Genomic DNA, 18641 nt, shown 5'->3' with positions numbered 1-18641 from the left:
AACTGATCATGTCCTTGTCGACCAACGTTCCGAATCCGCGCCGACGCCGGATGCTGAGCGTCGTGGCAGCCACGATTGTCGCGCTCGGCCCGTTCGTCCCCGCACTCGCGACCGCCGATCCCGGCGAACCCACCCTGGTTCTGGTGCACGGCGCCTTCGCCGACGCCACCAGCTGGGATGGAGTCGCCGCCGAGCTGCGCGGACGCGGCTATCGTGTTGTCACAGTGGACAACCCGCTGCGCGGGCCCCGCAACGACGCGCAGGCGCTGCAGGGCGTGCTCGACTCCATCGACGGCCCGGTTGTGCTCGTCGGGCACTCCTACGGCGGGTCGGTCATCACCAACACCCACGACTCCAAGGTCAAAGCCAACGTCTATATCGCGGCATTCGCCCCGGCACAGGGTGAGTTCGTGCTGGGGCTGATCGACCCGATCCGGTTCCCCGGCAGCCGACTGTTCCCACCCGCACTGCAGGTACGGGTCGTGGACGACGCCACCGGGATCGCGGGCAAGAATGTCGACGGCTACATCGAGGAACCGTACTTCCGCGATATCTTCGCCCAGGACGTCAGCGCCGAGACCGCCGCGAACATGTACGCCCATCAGCACTCGGCGGCATTGAACGCCAATCTGGAACCCTCCGGCGCACCCTCGTGGGCGAGCACACCCAACTGGTACCTGATCTCGGGTGAGGACCGTGTCATCCCCGCAGCCGCGCAACGATTCATGGCTGGGCGTGCCGGTGCCACCACTCGCGAGATCAGCTCCTCGCATGCCTCGTTGGTCTCCCAGCCGATCGCCGTCGCCGACACCATCGCAGACGCCGCGGACTCGGTTCGATAGCCGAGTCCGCGGCACCGGCGACCAGCCGGACACTTATTTGCGGGCGCGCCGGGTGGTGAGAACTCCAGCGATCCAGCCGACGACGAACATCGCCAGCAGGATCAGCCACATCGGGGAACTGACCGTGATCAAGAGGATCTCGACAGAGACCTTTCCTCTGTTCTCCAACACGAACACGACGGCGAAGATGCTCAACCCGATGGCGACCCATTGGGTTGGTGACACGCGACTCAGCAGGGACCGCTTACCGGCGGCGTCGTTCATCGGAGTCCTCCTTTCGACGGGGTGGCGTTCACTCGGCGCCACGCAGGATCTCTCGTAAACGCTCGGTGTCGGCGACGGTCCAGTCGGCCGGTGACAGGATCGCGGCCCAGGCATCGGCGATGTCGGCCTGGAAGGTGTGGCCGTGCCCGTCCGGCACATCGACCGCGACTGCCATGTCCGCCGACACCTGCAGAAACGTCACCACCGGGATCCAGCGGGTGCTAGGCAGGACATCGCGACCGCGTTCCTCGGTGAGCCAGTCAGGTTTCTGGAACAGCAGTCGCGGGGTCCACCAGGTGATCGGGTCCGAGGCGTGCTGGAGATAGACGACCTTGGGTGCGATCCACACGGCGTCGGGGCGGGCGAGATCCGGTGTGTCAGCGACGAATCGCACAGTGTGCCCGTCCCGGTAGATCGGCAGCCACTGCGGGGAACCCGGGTCTCGTCGTGCGGTGGCATCGCGCCACACCGGATTGGTGGCGGTGGGACCGACGAACAGGACGCCGTCGGTACGGGCCGCCATGTCCTGGATGCCGGAGAACGCCGCCTCACCACCGAAGGACCCGAGGCTCTCCCCGAAAACCACCAGCTTCGGCCGGCGATCGACCGGTAAGAGGTCCCACTCGGTGTGCACCGCCTCGAACAGCGCTTGACCGGCCTGTCGAGCGCGTTCCTGGTCGACGACAAAGGAGAGCCAACTCGGCAGGTAGGAGTACTGCATACTCACCAACGCACTGTCACCGTTGGCCAGATACTCCAACGCCGAGGCAGTCGACTCGTTGATCCACCCTGTTCCGGTGGTGGTCGCGACCCCGAGGACCGCTCGTTCGAATCCACCTGCCCGACGCAACTCGGCAACCGCGAGATCTGCTTCGGCTCTGATGGTCTCCGCGGAATCGAGGCCGGTGTAGACGCGAATCGGCTCGCGCGCGGGCTTTCCGCTGAATGCGGCCAGTTCACTCGCGGCGGGACCGTTGGACACGAAGATTCGCCCCTGCCTGCCCAGCGAGTCCCAGCTCACCAGCGAGCCGGGACCACCGGAACGCTCCGCGAGAACGGGCTCCTCGGTATCGGGCGAGCTCTCGTCGTTCACGGCCTTGAACGTCTGGTTGAGCATCGACATCGCCACGTCCGCGACCACGCCGTTGACCGCGGCGACAGCCACCGCGGCCACCACCACACCGCCGAGCACCGCCGCGACGCGCGGCGGCATCACCCGTGCCAAGAGCCCACCGACCCATCGCGACAGCGACCAGCACAGCCGCGCTATCGCGATCAATACCCCGAACACGACTGCGGCGATCACCACGATGATCGGATAGGCGTGCCAGGCAAGTCCGCTCACCCCCATGAGCGAACGCAGATCGCTTTGCCAGTCGGCATACCAGGCCAGCACCGCGACCGATCCGAGGCAGGCCACGAGGCCCAACCCCCACCGCGCCACCGATGGCGCGGGCCCACGCTGTCGTTGCAACATCCACCGCATCAGGGCGGCGACCGCGATGCCGAGTCCGTATCCGAAGGCAGCGGCGGCACCGGTGACGATTCCCTGGAACAACGGACCTCTGGGCAGCAGGGACGGCGTCAGCGACAACCACACCAATACCAACGCTCCCACGGCTCCACCGAAATAGAATCTCCGACCGGTCGGCATCACGGCATCGGATCTGGAATTCATTTGTTCCCCTGTGATTCGACCAACGATCCACCGGCGCACAGAATTCACTGCCGAGCCCGGCGCAGCTCTGTCGCGCAATCAGTCCGACACGAGGACTGGTCCGGGATTCGTTCAGTGGTGTGAACTATACGACCCGGTGATGCCACGACGCGGAATTCGGGCAATCGACACCGATATGTGAGCTGAACACAGGTCACACGTGGTAGCCCCGTCCGGTACAACCACTCGACAGTGCACAATCCTGAGAATGCGCCGCGCGTCGAGGTCGACTACCGGAGCATCGGGCCGCGACGATGGTCGCCGAAGATCGGTCCTCTACACGATCGATACCCGCGCCATCGGAAGGTCGCGGCGAATCCCCACAAAGGCGCGCAACCAGCCCGGATAATCCACGACGTCGACATCGAACACCTGCACAGTGAGACTGACCGGTCGTCCCGCCCCTGATTGGCGGAGTCGGATCGGCGGCAGCTCCGAAGTGAACGTCACTTCTCCGGCGTTCCATATCGAACAGAACTCCGGGTACGCACCGAGCTCGTCGAGAAGCTGCTCTGGCCAGTCGGCGTGGCCGAAGGTCCCTATTCGGCCGCGTAATCCGCTCACCGTCGCCTGTGCGACAGTGTCCCAGTCGACGAAGACCTGCCGGGCGATCTCGTTCCCGAACAACCAATGCAGCCCGTTCTCGCCGACGCGCAGCCCGGGCAATATCGACTGCGCGGCGTTGTTGAGCGCCAGGATATTGCCGCGGGCGTCGAAATATCCGGCCACTCCGCCGCGCTGCGCATCGAGTATGCGAAGCGCGTCGTCGCTGATTCGGGCGCGCAGTTGCTCGACCGTGGGGGTCGACGTGATCGGCAGCCCTGCCAGGTCGAACAGGTGCCGTCGCTCGGTCATCGTCAACGCCCGGGCTCGACCCAGGCAGTCGACCAAGGATTCGACGACCGCACGCGCTGGATGATCCCGGTCGCCCCACTCCAGGTGGGTGACATAGCTGGCGCTGACTCCTGCCGAGACGGCCAGTCGCTCGCGTGACATTCGGCGATCGTCACGCAACCACCGCAAAAAGCTGCCGAATGTCGGCAGCGTCAGCAGTTCCGGATCGTGCGACCTGGTCATTTGGTTCACGGCACTCACTCCCGTTCGAGCCTTGCCTACGCCCTGCACGATAGCGACCACAGCACGCTACCGGCCCGGAACACGCAGGTTCGGACCGGTGACAAGGGTGCTTTCCTTTGCCGCACTACCGCGCGTTATGCCGATCACGCAGGAGCAGCCGGATCCAGGCGTCGGCCAGCCAGTCACGGAAACGCTCTGCCGTCCAATGGCGTTCGCCTACGAGCAGTACCCAGTATTCGGTGGCGTTCATACTCCAGATCACGTCGGCGACCTCGTCGTCGGACAGATCGTCGCGCAGCTGCCCCGTACTGCGCAGGTCTGCTGCGAACTCACGCATATTGACGGCGCGGCGCTCGCTGATCTCAGCCCATATGCGCGCGCACGACGCGTCGGTCGTCGCTGCCTCGCGCAGCGCCAGGAAGATCGGCGCGAGGCGTTGCTGAATGGCGACCAGCGCGTCGGCATAGATCGCGATCTTGTCCTCGGCTGCGTTCGCCTCTCGGATCGCACGAACGTACTCGCGCTGCCGAGCCGGAATCGCATGATCGGTCCCGGAGAGCGCTGTCTCGACCAGTTCTCGGAGCAGTACCGGCTTACGTCCGATCGATGCGTAGACCGTGTCGACGGAGACGCCTGCGTGCGTGGCGATCTCGGCCACCGTGGTGGCGGCATAGCCCCGCTCCACGAACAGCGCTCGCGCCGCCGCGAGGATCGCGTGACGCGTATCCGCGGCCTGCGCGGCGCGCCGAGGGGCGTGGTATCGACGCTTGTCTGCCTTGACGTTCTCGTTCATCGGCGCCTATTCTACCAATATTCATCCGATACTGATTCGGGTGAATTCAGAAGGGATCCGGCCATGGTCTACGCCTACATTCAAGATGTCCCTATCGGTGAGGAGCTCTACAACCGGATCATCGAAGGACTGGGTCCGGAACCACTCGACGGCTCGCTGCTACACCTGTGCGTGCGTCGCGACGACGGCGGACTGCGCTATATCGACGTGTGGGAGTCCGAGGCGCATTGCGCTCGCGCCTTCGACGAACGCATCCACCCCGCGGTCGATGCCGCTTTCGCGGGCGTCCGTCCCGGCGAGCCGACGATTCGACACCTCGATATCGTCCACGCGACAGGCTCGCTGCTGGTCGCGAAGGACACGTGACCATCGACTCTGCGCTTTGCGCCCTTCTGCTGCCTGTGCGCTGGCACTAGGCGCGCTCGACCCGCATTCGGCTACTACGATCCGTGGACACCTCCGCACCCGAATGAGAAGGATTCCCATGGCGCGCAAAATCATTGTCAGCCTTATCGACGACTTCGACGGCACATCCGAAGCCGACGAGACCGTCACTTTCGGAATCGACGGAGTCGCCTACGAAATCGACCTGTCCGAGACCAACGCCACCAAACTGCGCGAAACGTTCGACCAGTGGCTTCCCTACGCCCGCCGAATCGGCCGCACCAAGACTTCCACCGGTCGACTCTCCGCGAAAACCCCTGCCAGCACACCGATTCGACGCAACGATCTCACCGCGATTCGTGCATGGGCCGGCAGCAACGGCCACACGGTATCGACTCGCGGACGGATCTCCGCAGACGTTATCGCCGCATATGACGCAGCGTCTGCATAAAGCAAGACTGTTTGTCGTGCTGGGCGTTCGCCGGCTGCGACGGGTGACCCGGGCATAGTCGAACGTCCGGGTCCAACACCGTTTCCCGCTCAGATCTCGGCGAGCACCGCAGCATCCACATACCGTGGATCACGAGCGATCGCGGCGAAACTCGACTCACCCTCGCCGCCAACCGATTCCTCCACCCCGGCCAACCGGACGAGTAGATCGAAGTAGCTCGCCTCAGCCGGCCGCAACTCCGCGATCGTCGCCGTGAGATCGAAATCGGCGGCGAACCGCGCCCGGTCGGGACCCACCAACAGCGTCGCCAGCCACCCACCCGAATCCGCCGCGAACATCGACCCGCTGGTTTCGGCCCAGAACAACACCGCGCTCGGTGTGACCTCGGAGCTCGAGCGCCCCGCCGCGGCGAGCATCACCAGCGCGGTATAGATGTTCGACTCGCAGAATCCGAAGTGCATCAAATACGCCTCGAGCGCTCCCGCCCGATACCTCAGCACGTAGGTCAGCCCACCGGTGTCCTCCCCGAAGCAGTCGGCGAAGTACTCCCGAGGCGTTATCCCCTCCTCGGCCTGCCGCCAATCCGGTGTCTTGCCGTCCCAGAACCGCCCGTCATACATCGCGCCGTGATTCTCGATAGTCTCCGGCCCCGGCGCCGGTGTCTTCAACCACTGCTCGAATGCCTGTCGCTCCATGGGAATTCGAGCAGCAACGACAAACGTGTCCGACACAACCGGCTCCTCATCGATCTCGATCGCACCCACCATCGCGGGCCCACGCGCCATCCTAAGATCTCGCACCCGCTACTTCGGCGGCGTGATCACGCCGAGGGCGCCCGCGCAGCCCGGGCTGCGCGACGGGACAGCGCCGCGAACGCATCGCGTAGCGCTGGGGGGCCGACGACCTCGATGTCGGTGTCGAAACGCGCCAGTGCCGCGGCGAGCGCCGCCCATGACCACGAACCGATCGACAGCCTCGTGCGCCCATCGCCCAGCGCCTCCACGATTGCGTCACCGGCGAACGGGGCGACCCGGGTGGCGGGAAGATCGAGGACTACCTCGCCGTTGCACGGCCAGACATCGGCACTCTCAGAGCCTTTGAACCGCGCGGCGAGAAACGCGACGACATCTCCACCTGGCAATTCCCGAGCTGCGAAGCGCGGGCCGTTCGGGATGCGCAAACTCATTCGATCGACGCGAAAGCTTCGCCAGTCCTCGCGCTCGGGATCCCAGCCGATCAGATACCAACGCCCGTTTCGAACCACGAGATGATGGGGTTGGACGCGGCGCGGCGCGCCCGATTCGGCCCCGTTCGCAGACCGCGGATAGTCGAAGCGAACCTCCTCCGCGGATCGAATCGCGGTGCTCAGTTCCACCAGAACCCGGGTGTCGACTTGGACTTCGGCACCGCTCGCGGCGGGCTCGAGCGAGTCGACTCGCGCCCGCAACCGCGCCGGTAGGGCTTGTCGCACAGTGGCGAGGGCTCGCGCGGCGCCTTCTTCGATGCCCGCCCCGGTCCCTGCCGCGATGCGCAACGCCACGGCGAGCGCGACAGCTTGCTCGTCGTCGAACAACAGCGGCGGTAGTTCACTGCCTGCCTCCAGCCGGTAACCGCCCTCGGGGCCCTTGATCGCCTGGATGGGATAGCCGAGCTCGCGCAGGCGATCGACGTCGCGGCGCACCGTGCGTCCGCTGACGTCGAGCCGCTCGGCCAGTAGACCTCCTGGCCAGTCCCTGCGGACCTGCAGCAAAGACAGCAGCGAGAGCAGGCGGCGGGAAGTCGCCGTCGAAGACGATGTCGGCATGGTTCCAGATTGCCAGCAGTAGAGGACATTCCCTGTCCGCTACCGGTGACAGGGTGGAATTCGTCGCCCCCCGGCGGCACACACCACGCGAAGGGACACTGATCAGACACGACGGTCAACACTGTTGCCCACCTGAACTTCCACGGCCAGGCCCGTGCGGCCCTGGAGTTCTACCAGTCGGTTTTCGAGGGCCGGCTGACCCTCGCCACCTACGCCGACTTCGGCATGCCGACCGAACTGCCCGACGCCGCCAAGGTCGTCTTCGGTGAAATCGTTGCCGACAACGGGTTCCGAGTCATGGCCTATGACGTGCCCGGCCAGGACTCCCCTGCCGCAGCGGCCGCGCCCACCACCCGCCGCGAGAACGGCACGACCATCACCGAGGAGCGGTTCTTCCTTTCGGTGCGCGGCGAGACCGTCGAGGAGGTCGGCGCGCTGTGGGAACGCCTCGCCGAGGGCGCGACGGTGATCGAGGCATTCGGCCCCGCTCAGTGGGCGCCCGCTTTCGGGATGCTCAGTGATCGCTTCGGTGTCACCTGGATTCTCGACGTGGCGGCCGAGTACGTCCCGGCGTGAGCCGTGGTTCGGGGTGCGACCCGGTCCAGTCGTACCCCGAGTCCGCGGACGAGACCGTGGTGCACAGTGATAGGTCCGCGGTGGGATGCGCGGCGAGCAGTGATTCCAGGTGCGTGCGCGACCAGCCACACAGTTCGTGCACGGTCGTGAGCAGGTCGATCCCGGCCGCGGTGAGCGAATAGTCGACGCGGAGGCTGGCGGAGTGGTGGTCGTAGCGGGCGACGATTCCGTCGGCTTCCAACCCACGCAGGGTCTGGGTGAGCATCTTGTAGCTGATGCCTTCGACCGACCGATGCAGCTCGGCGAAACGTCGCTCGCGAGTTCCGATCGCTTCGATGACCGTCAATGCCCACTTCGTCGACAGCGTCGCGAAGATTCGGCGAGCGACAGCGGCCGCCTGCGCTTGCCGCACGGATTCACTGACGACAGCCATGTAGAGCCTCTCACCTCGAAGTGCGTACTTACCCACGACAAACATCGACCGTACCGTCGTGGCGGTGAAGATCCTCAAGACCTACGCCCGACTCTTTGTCACCGACCTCGAGCAAGCGCTTCCCGTCTACGAAAAGCTCGTCGGAACCGCGGCGGATCTGCGCTTCCGCTTCGAACAAGCCGATATCGCGGCGGTCGGGGACTTCCTTGTCATTGCCGGGCCGCACGACGCGGTCAGCGCATACCGCGACACCATCGGACCGGTGATCGTGGACGACCTCGACGCGGCGAGGCAGTTCGTCACCGACATCGGCGGCGAAATCACCAGCGGTCCGATTGTTTCGGCGACAGGTCGGGTGGTGTACGCGCGCCACCCGGACGGCACGAACGTCGAATACGTGCAGTGGGCAGCCGACATCCGCTCGCACGTGCTCGACTGACAGCGGCGGACCGGTCGACTCCAGCGCAGAATCCTGTCGCCGCGACAAGTTCTGCGGCGGAAATTCTCCGGAGGATGCAGTGACAGTGGCTGTTCGCCGCATCGATACTTGCTTCGACCCGGGTCGCGGGATGGCACCGGCGCCGCCCCCTCCATGCCCGAGCCGCGGCGGTGGTGATGGCCGTCGCGATGAAGACGGCGCCGGAGTGCACGTGCGGTGCCCGCGATGAGATGAGGGACGGTGCGAGTACTCGCGCGGATGGCTGTTGGTCGACCGAAGACCGTGATCGCGGTGATCGCGGTGTTACTCGTTCTCGCAGGTGCGGGTGGCGCTTCGCTGCAGCAGCGATTGTCCGGCGGCGGGTTCTGGAACGCGGATGCCGAATCCGCGCGCGCCGCTCGGGTCTTGGCGGACAAGTACACCACCGGGACACCGAATGTCATTGTGCTGGTCGATGTTCCGACCGCAGCAGGAAACGTCGACACACCCGCGGTCGCCGCCACCGGTCTACGGCTGACCACCGAGCTCGCCGCGGTGTCCGGTGTGCGTTCGGTGAGCTCGTACTGGTCCACCGGATCAGCGGAATTCCTCCGCACTCCCGATCGCGGCAAGGCGCTGGTCGCCGTGGATATTCCCGGTGACGAGATCGTGGTGGACACCGTGGTGTCCCGGCTGATCGACAGCTACCGGGATCGAGACTACGGCGAGCTCCACCTGCGGTTGGGTGGCGCCGCGGTGAGCTATCACGATGTCACCGAACAACTGTCGCATGACATGAAAGTCAGTGAAGCGGTGACGATTCCGATCCTGCTGGTGCTGTTGGTGCTGATCTTCGGCAGTCTGGTCGCCGCGGGGCTGCCGCTGGTACTCGGCGTGGTGTCGATCATCGGCACGTTCGGAATCCTCCGCCTGCTCACCGAGGTCACCCAGGTTTCCAGCTATGCGCTGAATCTGACCACGGTGCTCGGACTCGGTCTCGGCATCGACTACAGCCTGTTCCTCGTCAGCCGATTCAGAGAAGAACGCCACGGCGGCCGCGACGTACCGACCGCGGTGCGGGTGACCGTGCTGACCGCCGGGCGCACAGTGCTGTTCTCCGCCGCCACGATCGTCATCGCGATGCTGGCGATGCTGCTGTTCCCGATGCCGTTCCTGCGTTCCCTGGCCGCGGCCTGCCTGTCGGTGACGCTCTTGGCCGCGCTCGCCACCGTGACGTTGCTGCCTGCTCTGCTCATGTTGTTCGGGCACCGCATCGACTCACTCGACCTGCGTCGCGGCATCCGCCGGCTGCGCGGGCGAGCCGCCCGCGCACCCATGCTGCCCGAGAACGGCTTCTGGTATCGCACCGCGCGGCGAGTCACCGCGCGCCCCTGGGTGTTCGGTGGTGCGGCGTTGCTGGTGGTGGTCTTGCTCGGCGTCCCGTTCGCGGGGCTGCGATTGGGTCTGACCGACGATCGAGCATTGCCGGTGACGGTGGAGAGCCGTCAGGTCGGTGACGTGCTCCGCGCCGAATTCCCGGCGACCTCGGCGGGACGGTTCGATGTGGTCGTCGACGGGCAGATCAGCACGACCGAACTGGCCGAGCTGACACAGCGCATACAGCATCTCTCGCATGTGCTACTGGTTCGTAGCCAGCCCGGGCCCGAGGGTGCTCACCTGACAGTGATCCCCGACATCGACCCGTATTCGCAGGCCGCCGAAACCCTGCTCGATGACATCCGGCGGACCGACTCGCCCGCGCCGCTGCTGGTCGGCGGCGCCACGGCCGAGAACACCGATACCAAATCCGGATTGGCAGGGCGCCTGCCCGTGGTCGTCGCACTCATCGTGGTCGCGATGCTGGTGTTGCTGTTCGCGTTCACCGGCAGCGTGGTGATCCCGTTGAAGGCGGTGCTGCTCAACACATTGAGCTTGTCGGCGACCTTCGGCGCGATGGTCTACATCTTCCAGGACGGGCACCTGAAATGGCTGGTCGGCGATTTCACCGAGATCGGCTATCTGGCCGCGCCCGTGCCGGTGCTCGTCTTCTGCTTGGCCTTCGGGTTGTCGATGGACTACGAGGTGTTCCTGCTGTCACGGATCACCGAGGAGTACCGGACGCGCGGTGTGACGGCCGACGCGGTCGCGTACGGGCTGGAGCGCACCGGCCGCATCGTCACCGCGGCCGCCGCGCTGATGGCGATTGTCTGTGTGGGGCTTGCCTTTTCACAGGTCGCGTTCACCAAGCTGATGGGCGTGGGCTTGACACTGGCGGTACTGATGGACGCGACCGTTGTCCGGGGCGTGTTGGTACCCGCCTTCATGCGCCTGCTGGGCGCCGCGAACTGGTGGGCACCGCCGTTCCTGCGAAGAGTCCACCGTCACATCGCCGTACGTGAGGACTGACCGATCCCTTGCGCGGCGGTTTGGCTCCGGGTGCAATTCTTCGGCTCCGTATTCGTCTCGCAGGACCAAATATCCGGACAATCCGGCGTTTCGCCGGTCGATTTCCGCGATAAGTGACTTCCGTTACCGCACAACAACATTGGCTATCGACCAGCCCGAATGACACAGTGAAACGAGCGCCGTTTGGGCGCACGGACCACTCGTGAATCGCCCGATCAGCCGGGCGAAGACCGCCACCGGACGGAATTCGGATCGCTGCAGCGCCGCGCGATCGAGCACATTTCAGCTCTTCACCTCAGGGGTATATCCATGTCCGTTTCCATGCGCCATCCACTGACTGCCTATCAGCGCGACATCTGGACGATCGTGGAACATTTTCCCGGTCTGCCCAGCTACCTGTCCACTGTGGTCGGCCGCTTCTCCCTCGCCGTCGACGTCGACGTGATGGTCGCCGCGATCGAGCGGACCTGGGCGCGCAACGACGGTCTGCGGTTGCGGTACCGCGTCCTCGACGGTGTTCCCTACCAGGAGCTCTCGTCCGATCCGATGCCGGAGGTCCAGGTCATCGATGTCGGCGCTGCCCCCGATCCGCATGCCGAGGCGCAGCGCCGGATCGAGGTGCTCACCGGTTCGGCGATCGACCTCACCGGGGCGGTGCCCTTCCGGGCGCACATCATCCGCGCCGGCGCGGAATCGTCCTACCTGGTCTTGACCACCCACCACGTCGCCGCCGACGCGACCGGGCTGTTCCATATCGGCGCTCAGATCCTCACCGACTACGCCACGACGGCGGCGGGGAATCCGATCGAGCTGCCGGGGTCCTCGTTTCTGGGGTGCCTGCCGTTCGAGCGTGATTACCGGGCGAGCGATCAGTACCTCCTCGACCGCGACGCTCTGGTCTCCGCGCTGACCACCACCACCCCCGCGCTGTTCGACCGGCCCCGCGCCACCGAGGGACTGGCACCGGTCACGGCATACGAGTTCACGCTGGATCGCTTGCTGGTCAACCGGATTCGCGAATCAGGGCTGTCGCTGTACCCGTATTTCTGTGCGATGCTCGGCCTCTACCTGTCGCGGGTCCTGCGCGCCGACGAGGTCACCATCGGCATTCCGTTCGGCAATCGTGCCAACCCCACCGAGCAGGCCACCATCGGCCACTTCGCCAACACGCTTCCACTGTCCATCCGGACGGCGGGCCCGCGCACCGTGCGCGAACTGGTATCGACGGTGAAAGCCGATGTGCGCCGGATGAAGCAGCACGAGCGTTATCCGCTCGGCGATCTCATGGGTGAGCTGCGCCGCCTCGGCAACCCGGCGAGACAGCTGTTCGACGTGACGGTCGCCTACCCCCGCCTGCCCTCGGCCGCGGGCTTGATCGACGGACTCGAGGAGGTACAGCAACCCTCCCAGGGGTACAGCCCGCTGGCGATGGCCTGGACGATCTCCGAGATCGACGACGACGGGCCGCTGCTGATCCGCCTCGATCACGCCGCCGACATCTTCGATGCCGACTACCCGATCGAGTCCGTCGCCGATCACCTGATCGCGTTGCTGCACGCCGGGATCGACGCCGTCGACACCGAACCGTCACTGCTGCCGATGTTGTCGGCGGCCGAGCACGACCTGCTGGTCGACCGCGCTCGCGCGACAGCACGTCCCTACGAGGACCAGACCACCGTCATCGCCCGCATCATGGCTCAGGCCGAGCGCACGCCGGACGCGGTCGCGGTCCACACCGCGACCGGCGACTCGATCACCTACCGCGAGCTCACCGACCGTGCCGCCGCCCTGTCCGGCGTGCTCCGCGATTCCGGGGTCGAGGCGGGCGATCTGGTCGCGGTGCTGCTCGAACGCGGTCCGGACATGCTCGTCGCGATCCTGGGCGCTCTGCACGCCGGAGCCGCCTATGTCCCGATCGACCCCGGCTATCCTGCCGACCGAATCGCCTACCTGCTGGCCGACAGTGCCGCCAAGGTGGTGCTGACCGACACCGAGATATCCGGCGGGCTCGCGCTGTCGCCGGAGAACTGGTCGACGGACACCCCGGCGCGGACTCCGGTCCCGACCGGCACCGACCCGGCCTACGTGATCTACACATCCGGTTCCACCGGTCGCCCCAAAGGTGTGGTGGTCGAGCATCATTCGGTGCTCAACCGGATCGGCTGGATGCAGCGCCAGTATCCGCTGGCCCCCACCGATGTGATCCTGCAGAAGACGCCGTCCTCGTTCGACGTGTCGGTGTGGGAGCTGTTCTGGTGGGCGCTCGAGGGTGCCCAGGTGGCACTGCTGCGGCCGGGCGGTGAGAAGGATCCGCGTGAACTGCTCGCCGCCGTCGCCGACGTCGGTGTCACGGTCATGCATTTCGTGCCGTCGATGCTGACGCCCTTCCTGGATCTGCTCGAGTCCGACCCGACCGCGGTGGACACCGCCGCCGGTCTGCGGACGGTGTTCTGCAGTGGCGAGGCGCTGCTCCCCCATCAGGTCAACCGGTGGAATCAGACTTTCGCCGGGCTCGGTGCCCGCGCGCCACGTCTGGTCAACCTGTACGGCCCGACCGAGGCCACGGTGGACGTGTCCTATTACGACTGCCCGGTCGATCCGGCCCAGACGGTGACCCGGGTGCCGATCGGCCGACCGATCGACAACACCCGCCTGTACGTGCTCGGCCCGTCCGACCAGCCCCAACCGGTCGGCGTCGCGGGCGAATTGTGCATCGCCGGAGCTGGTCTGGCACGCGGCTACCGCGATCGCCCGGAACTGACGGAGGAGAAATTCGTCGCCGACCCGTTCCATCCGGGCGAGCGGATGTATCGCACCGGCGATCTGGCTCGCCGCCTCGCCGACGGTGAACTGGAGTACCTGGGACGCATCGACCGGCAGGTGAAGATCCGGGGCAACCGGGTCGAGCTGGGCGAGGTCGAGAACGCGCTGGCCGCGCTGCCCGGCATCACCGCCGCCACGGTCATCGACCGGGCCGCACCCGATCGCGCCACCTATCTGGCCGCCTACTGCGTGGCGGCATCCGCACCGGAGCCCGCCGCACTGCGTGCTGCCTTGTCGAAGACATTGCCGGAGTTCATGATTCCGTCGCTGTTCGTTCGCGTCGACGCGATCCCGCTGACCCCGAGCGGCAAGGCCGACCGCGCCGCGCTCGCGGCGATCACCGCCGAGAACTCGACCGTCGAGCACACCGCACCGCGCACACCGGTCGAGGAACAGTTGGCGCTCATCTGGCGCGAGGTGCTCGACCGCGAGTCGGTGTCGGTGTTCGACAATTTCTACGACCTCGGTGGCGACTCGATTCTGCTGCTGCGCGTGCGAGCCAGGGCCGAGGCCAGGGGGCTGGTGATCAGTGCTCGTGACATCGCCGAATGCCCCACCATCGCCGAACTGGCCGAGCGGGCGGGCACCGGTGCCGTCGCCGCGGTCGCCCTCGCCCCGTTCGAGCTCGTGGCCGGGATCGACCGGGCCCGCCTGCGGCATGTGGTGGACGCGTACCCGTTGACCAGGTTGCAGCTGGGTATGCTGTTCCACAGCCGCGAACGTGCCGAATCATCGCTTTACCACGATGTTTTCCGGTATTCGCTGCGGATGCCGTGGGACGAGGCGGCACTGCGTGCCGCGACGTCGCGATCGATCGCCCGGCACCCGATGCTGCGCACCTCCTTCGAGCTCGCCGGCTATTCCGAGCCGCTGCAACTCGTGCACGCCCACCTCGATCCCCCGTTGACGATCGTCGATCTGCGCGCGACCGAAGCCGACGAGGCCGAGGCATTGGTTCGTGACCATATCGAGCGACGACGCCTGCGCCGGTATGCCTTCGAGCAGCCGGGCCTGTTCGATCTCACGGTGTTCCGGCTCGCCGACCGGATCGAGCTGGTGCTGTCGTTCCACCACGCCATTCTCGACGGCTGGAGTGTGGCGACGCTGATCTCGGAGCTGCTGGCGGACTATCGGGGCGCGGGCGAGTTCCCCACCGAGCTTCCGTCCTTCGCCGAATATGTTCGTGCCGAGCGCGATTCACTCGATGATCCGGCCGATCGGGAGTACTGGGCGAGGGAGTTGGACGGTGCGGAGACGATCCGCGTTCCCGGGCTGCGCCCCCATGTTCCCGTGGACGCCACACCGGCCGCGGGTCCGCCGCAGGCGCGTGTTTCGGTGCCGGTTCCGGTCGGCGCCGAGTTGCTGGCACGTGCCGACGAGGTGGCCGCCGCCGCGCATATCCCGGTCAAGGCGGTCCTGCTGGCCGCACACCTGTGCACCGTCGGCCTGTTGTCCGGTCGCACGGATGTGACCACCGGCGTCGTCACCCACGGGCGGCCCGAGCGCATCGATGCCGAGCGCATGGCCGGGCTGTTCCTGAACACGATGCCACTGCGGTTGAACTTCAGCGGCCGCAGTGGGCGTGAGGTGCTCACCGGTGTCTTCGAGCGGGAGCGCAACAGCGCACAGCACAAGCGGTTCCCGCTCACCGACATCCAGCGCGAAGCAGGCGTGGTCCTCGACACCGCGTTCAACTATGTGCACTTCCATGCCGCGGGCGCGGCCATGGACGCGCTGGATGTGACTCTGCTCGGCATCGACATTCGCGAGGACACCAACTTCGCGCTGCTGGTCAACGCGATCCGCAACCCTCTCGACGGAACGCTGGCACTGCGCGTCGACGGCGACCCCGCGACCTACACCCGTGACCAGCTGATCGGCATCGGTGAAACCTACCTGCGGGTCCTCGACCTGCTCACCGGCGATCCCTCGGCCACAGTGGACTTCGGCTCGCTGGCTCCCTCCCCGGAGACGCTGGCTGCCGCACCGGCCGCTGGCACGGTGATCGACCTCTTCGATGCCCGCGCGGCCCGCACACCCGATGCGGTTGCCGTCGAATTCGGCAGTCGGGCAATGACATACGTGGAGCTGCTCGCCCTGTCCAACCGGGTCGCGGCAACACTGGTGGCGCGCGGGGCACGCCAGGGCGACCGCATCGCGGTGGCCCTGGACCGATCACCCGAGCAGATCGCGACAGTTCTGGGAATCGCCAAGGCGGGCGCGGCCTGCGTGCCGCTCGATGTCAGCTATCCGACCTCGCGCCTGCACGCGATGCTGGACCAGGCACAGCCGTTCGCGGTGATCACCGGCGCCGGCCACGAGACTCTGGTACCACCCCGGTATTCGCGACTCACCCTCGACGAACTGCTCGCACCCGGAATCACCGCCGAACTGCCGGCGAGCGATCCCGAGGCCACCGCGTACGTGTTGTTCACGTCGGGTTCCACCGGGACGCCGAAGGGTGTGGCCATGCCGCATCGCGCGCTGGCCAACCTGATCCGCTGGCAGCTCTCGGCCACCAGCGGGGTACTGCCCGGTGTCGAACGGGCCCCGGCGACAACACAATTCGCCCCCTTGTCGTTCGATGTGTCATTCCAGGAGATCTATTCGACGCTGTGCGGCGGGGGTCGCCTCATCTTGCTGAGCGAGGAGCAGCGCCGCGATCTACCCGCCCTTGCCCGCGTGCTCACGAGCACCGGCGCCGAACGGATCTTCCTGCCCTATGTGGCCTTGCAGCAACTGGCCGAGGCCGCGATCCGGCTCGGCACGGCACCGGCCGGGCTGCGGGTGATCACCTCCTCCGGCGAGCAACTCCGCGTCACCGACGAGATCCGGGCGCTGTGCGCGGCAGGTACCGACGTGCTGCTGGAGAACCAGTACGGTCCCACCGAAACCCATGTCGCCACCCGATACACGATGACCGGCGACCCGGCGCTGTTCCCGGCGCTGCCACCGATCGGCACCGCCATCGACGGCGTGGAGATCCTCGTCCTCGACGACCGGCTGCGCCCGGTCGCCGACCACGTGCCCGGCGAGATCTACCTCGGCGGCGCCGCGCTCGCCGACGGCTACGAGCACCGGCCCGATCTCACCGAGGCCGCCTTCGTTCCGCACCCGTTCGCACCGCCGCGTCGGCTGTACCGGACCGGCGATATCGGACGCCGACTGCCCGGCGGTGAGGTGATCAGTGACGGCCGCCGCGGTGGACAGGTCAAGATCCGTGGTCACCGGGTGGAACCGATGGAAGTCGAGCTGGCACTGCACCGTGTCACCGCGGAATTGCCCGGCGTCAGCGAAGTCGCCGTGGTGGCGCACACCACCGCCGCAGCGGCCTCCAGCGCCCACACCGCCCTGGTGGCGTTCCTGGTCGGCTCCCGTGCCGATGTCGACGAGCCGGAGATCGGCGCCGCACTGCGGGAATGGTTGCCGGACTACATGATTCCCAGTCGGCTGGTCTGGCTCGACGCCATGCCGCTGACCCCGAGCGGCAAGCGGGCCGACGCCGTCCTGGCCGCAATGGCACTGCCCGCCGCCACCTCCGCGGCCCGGGTTCGCCCACGCACGCCCGCGGAATCAGGGCTGGCGGCACTGATGGCCGAAGCACTCGGCCTGCCCGAAATCGGCGTGTACGACGACTTCTTCGCTCTCGGCGGTACTTCCCTGACCGCGATGCGCCTGATCGTGTCCATCGAACAGCGCTACGGGGTGTCGCTGCCGGTCTCCACCCTGGCCACCGGCCCCACAGTCGCCGCCCTGGCCGCGCAGCTCGACGAACGTGCCGAGTCGGGTTTCGATCCGCTGGTGCTGCTGCGACCGGGTACCGGGACACCGCTGTTCCTCGTGCACCCGATCGGCGGAAATGTGCTGTGCTACATCGAATTGAGCAAACACCTACCCGAGGGGCTGCCGTTGTACGGCCTGCAGGCCGCGGGCCTCGAGACGGGCAGTACCCCGGCCGAGTCCATCGCGGAGATGGCGGGCAACTACATCGCCGCGCTGCGCCGCGTCCAACCGGCGGGGCCCTACCATTTGGGCGGCTGGTCGCTGGGTGGGATGGTCGCCTTCGAAATGGCGCGCCAGCTGGCCGAGGCCGGTCACGAGGTGGGCACCCTAGCCCTGATCGACACCATGACGGTGCGCCACGGCGACGGCATGCCGGTGCCCGAACACGCGCTCTACGAGTTCTTCCTGTGGGAACTGCTGTGGCTGGCGCGCGGCGCCGACACCGCGGTGATCGAGATCCCGCAGGAGCTCGACACCGACGACGCCGTCTTCGACTTCATCCTCGCCACTGCCGTCGAAGCGGGCGTGCTGCCGCCGACCGGATCCCGTGCGCTGGTCCGGCGGTTGTTCGAGGTGTTCGTGGCGGGGTGGCGCGCGATCGACGCCTACCGGCCGCAGGCCTACGATGGCGACATCACCTTGTTGCGCGCCGCGCTGCCATTGCCGCAGGTGCTTCGTCCCGCCCATGACCGGGCGGGCACCCTGCACCGTGACCCGACCAACGGCTGGGATGCCTACGCGGCAGGACACCTCGAGGTCGTCGAGGTACCAGGTGACCATCTGACGTTGATCCAATCCCCGCACGTCGCCGAGGTGGCCGCACGACTGGCTCGATTGCTCGAACAAGCGGCGGCGACCGCATCATGACTC

The 18641-nt window shown here is 66.7% G+C and carries 14 protein-coding genes; 7 read left to right on the top strand and 7 right to left on the bottom strand.

Translation table 11 applies throughout. The features are described 5' to 3' along the window. Nucleotides 1-8 precede the first annotated feature (8 nt). Nucleotides 9-842, top strand: a complete 834-nt coding sequence (locus ACWF99_RS00405; RefSeq protein WP_378628489.1) for an alpha/beta fold hydrolase — start codon at nucleotides 9-11, stop codon at nucleotides 840-842. Nucleotides 843-875: 33 nt separating this feature from the next. Here ACWF99_RS00405 and ACWF99_RS00400 read toward each other — a convergent pair whose 3' ends face one another. From ACWF99_RS00400 to ACWF99_RS00385, 4 genes are all read right to left on the bottom strand, one after another. Next, nucleotides 876-1106 (bottom strand): hypothetical protein, encoded by a 231-nt coding sequence (locus ACWF99_RS00400; RefSeq protein WP_452533721.1) that lies wholly within the window; start codon nucleotides 1104-1106, stop codon nucleotides 876-878. Nucleotides 1107-1134: 28 nt separating this feature from the next. Then, entirely contained in the window at nucleotides 1135-2724 is a 1590-nt protein-coding gene (locus ACWF99_RS00395; protein ID WP_452533720.1) for an alpha/beta hydrolase, read from the bottom strand. 375 nt (nucleotides 2725-3099) lie between these two features. After that, complete coding sequence (locus tag ACWF99_RS00390; protein ID WP_452533718.1) at nucleotides 3100-3900, bottom strand: MmyB family transcriptional regulator; 801 nt, start codon at nucleotides 3898-3900, stop codon at nucleotides 3100-3102. Between the two features lie 124 nt (nucleotides 3901-4024). Then, complete coding sequence (locus tag ACWF99_RS00385; protein ID WP_378653262.1) at nucleotides 4025-4693, bottom strand: TetR/AcrR family transcriptional regulator; 669 nt, start codon at nucleotides 4691-4693, stop codon at nucleotides 4025-4027. Between the two features lie 63 nt (nucleotides 4694-4756). Between ACWF99_RS00385 and ACWF99_RS00380 the strand changes: the two genes are divergently transcribed. Both ACWF99_RS00380 and ACWF99_RS00375 read left to right on the top strand, forming a co-directional pair. Then, a complete protein-coding gene (locus tag ACWF99_RS00380) occupies nucleotides 4757-5059 on the top strand; it encodes a hypothetical protein (RefSeq protein ID WP_378628476.1) in 303 nt (100 codons plus the stop codon). A gap of 118 nt (nucleotides 5060-5177) precedes the next feature. Further along, nucleotides 5178-5528 (top strand): histone-like nucleoid-structuring protein Lsr2, encoded by a 351-nt coding sequence (locus tag ACWF99_RS00375; RefSeq protein ID WP_378653267.1) that lies wholly within the window; start codon nucleotides 5178-5180, stop codon nucleotides 5526-5528. A gap of 89 nt (nucleotides 5529-5617) precedes the next feature. Here the strand turns inward: ACWF99_RS00375 and ACWF99_RS00370 are convergent, their stop codons facing one another. After that, nucleotides 5618-6259, bottom strand: coding sequence for a hypothetical protein (locus tag ACWF99_RS00370; protein ID WP_452533716.1), 642 nt, complete (start codon nucleotides 6257-6259; stop codon nucleotides 5618-5620). A gap of 89 nt (nucleotides 6260-6348) precedes the next feature. Next, a complete protein-coding gene (locus ACWF99_RS00365; protein ID WP_452533714.1) occupies nucleotides 6349-7332 on the bottom strand; it encodes a helix-turn-helix transcriptional regulator in 984 nt (327 codons plus the stop codon). A gap of 132 nt (nucleotides 7333-7464) precedes the next feature. Here ACWF99_RS00365 and ACWF99_RS00360 point away from each other — a divergent pair, with 132 nt between their 5' ends. Next, nucleotides 7465-7908, top strand: a complete 444-nt coding sequence (locus ACWF99_RS00360; protein WP_452535285.1) for a VOC family protein — start codon at nucleotides 7465-7467, stop codon at nucleotides 7906-7908. Here ACWF99_RS00360 and ACWF99_RS00355 read toward each other — a convergent pair. Beyond that, nucleotides 7865-8341: a winged helix-turn-helix transcriptional regulator gene (locus ACWF99_RS00355; protein WP_452533713.1), complete on the bottom strand. Its 477-nt coding sequence runs from the start codon at nucleotides 8339-8341 to the stop codon at nucleotides 7865-7867. The two genes, ACWF99_RS00360 and ACWF99_RS00355, sit on opposite strands and share 44 nt — an antisense overlap. Nucleotides 8342-8405: 64 nt before the next feature. Between ACWF99_RS00355 and ACWF99_RS00350 the strand changes: the two genes are divergently transcribed. The 3 genes from ACWF99_RS00350 to ACWF99_RS00340 all read left to right on the top strand — a co-directional run bounded on the left by ACWF99_RS00350 (nucleotide 8406) and on the right by ACWF99_RS00340 (nucleotide 18638). Continuing rightward, nucleotides 8406-8780, top strand: coding sequence for a VOC family protein (locus ACWF99_RS00350; RefSeq protein WP_378628463.1), 375 nt, complete (start codon nucleotides 8406-8408; stop codon nucleotides 8778-8780). A 258-nt stretch (nucleotides 8781-9038) separates the two neighbouring features. Then, nucleotides 9039-11165: an MMPL family transporter gene (locus ACWF99_RS00345; protein ID WP_452533711.1), complete on the top strand. Its 2127-nt coding sequence runs from the start codon at nucleotides 9039-9041 to the stop codon at nucleotides 11163-11165. A gap of 309 nt (nucleotides 11166-11474) precedes the next feature. Then, on the top strand, nucleotides 11475-18638 hold the full coding sequence (locus ACWF99_RS00340) for an amino acid adenylation domain-containing protein (RefSeq protein WP_452533709.1): 7164 nt from the start codon (nucleotides 11475-11477) through the stop codon (nucleotides 18636-18638). Nucleotides 18639-18641 lie beyond the last annotated feature (3 nt).

It is taken from the genome of Nocardia sp. NPDC055002 (genome assembly GCF_053608825.1).
The sequence above is the reverse complement of the archived record's forward strand: the minus strand, read 5'-3'. Positions and strand labels throughout refer to the sequence as shown.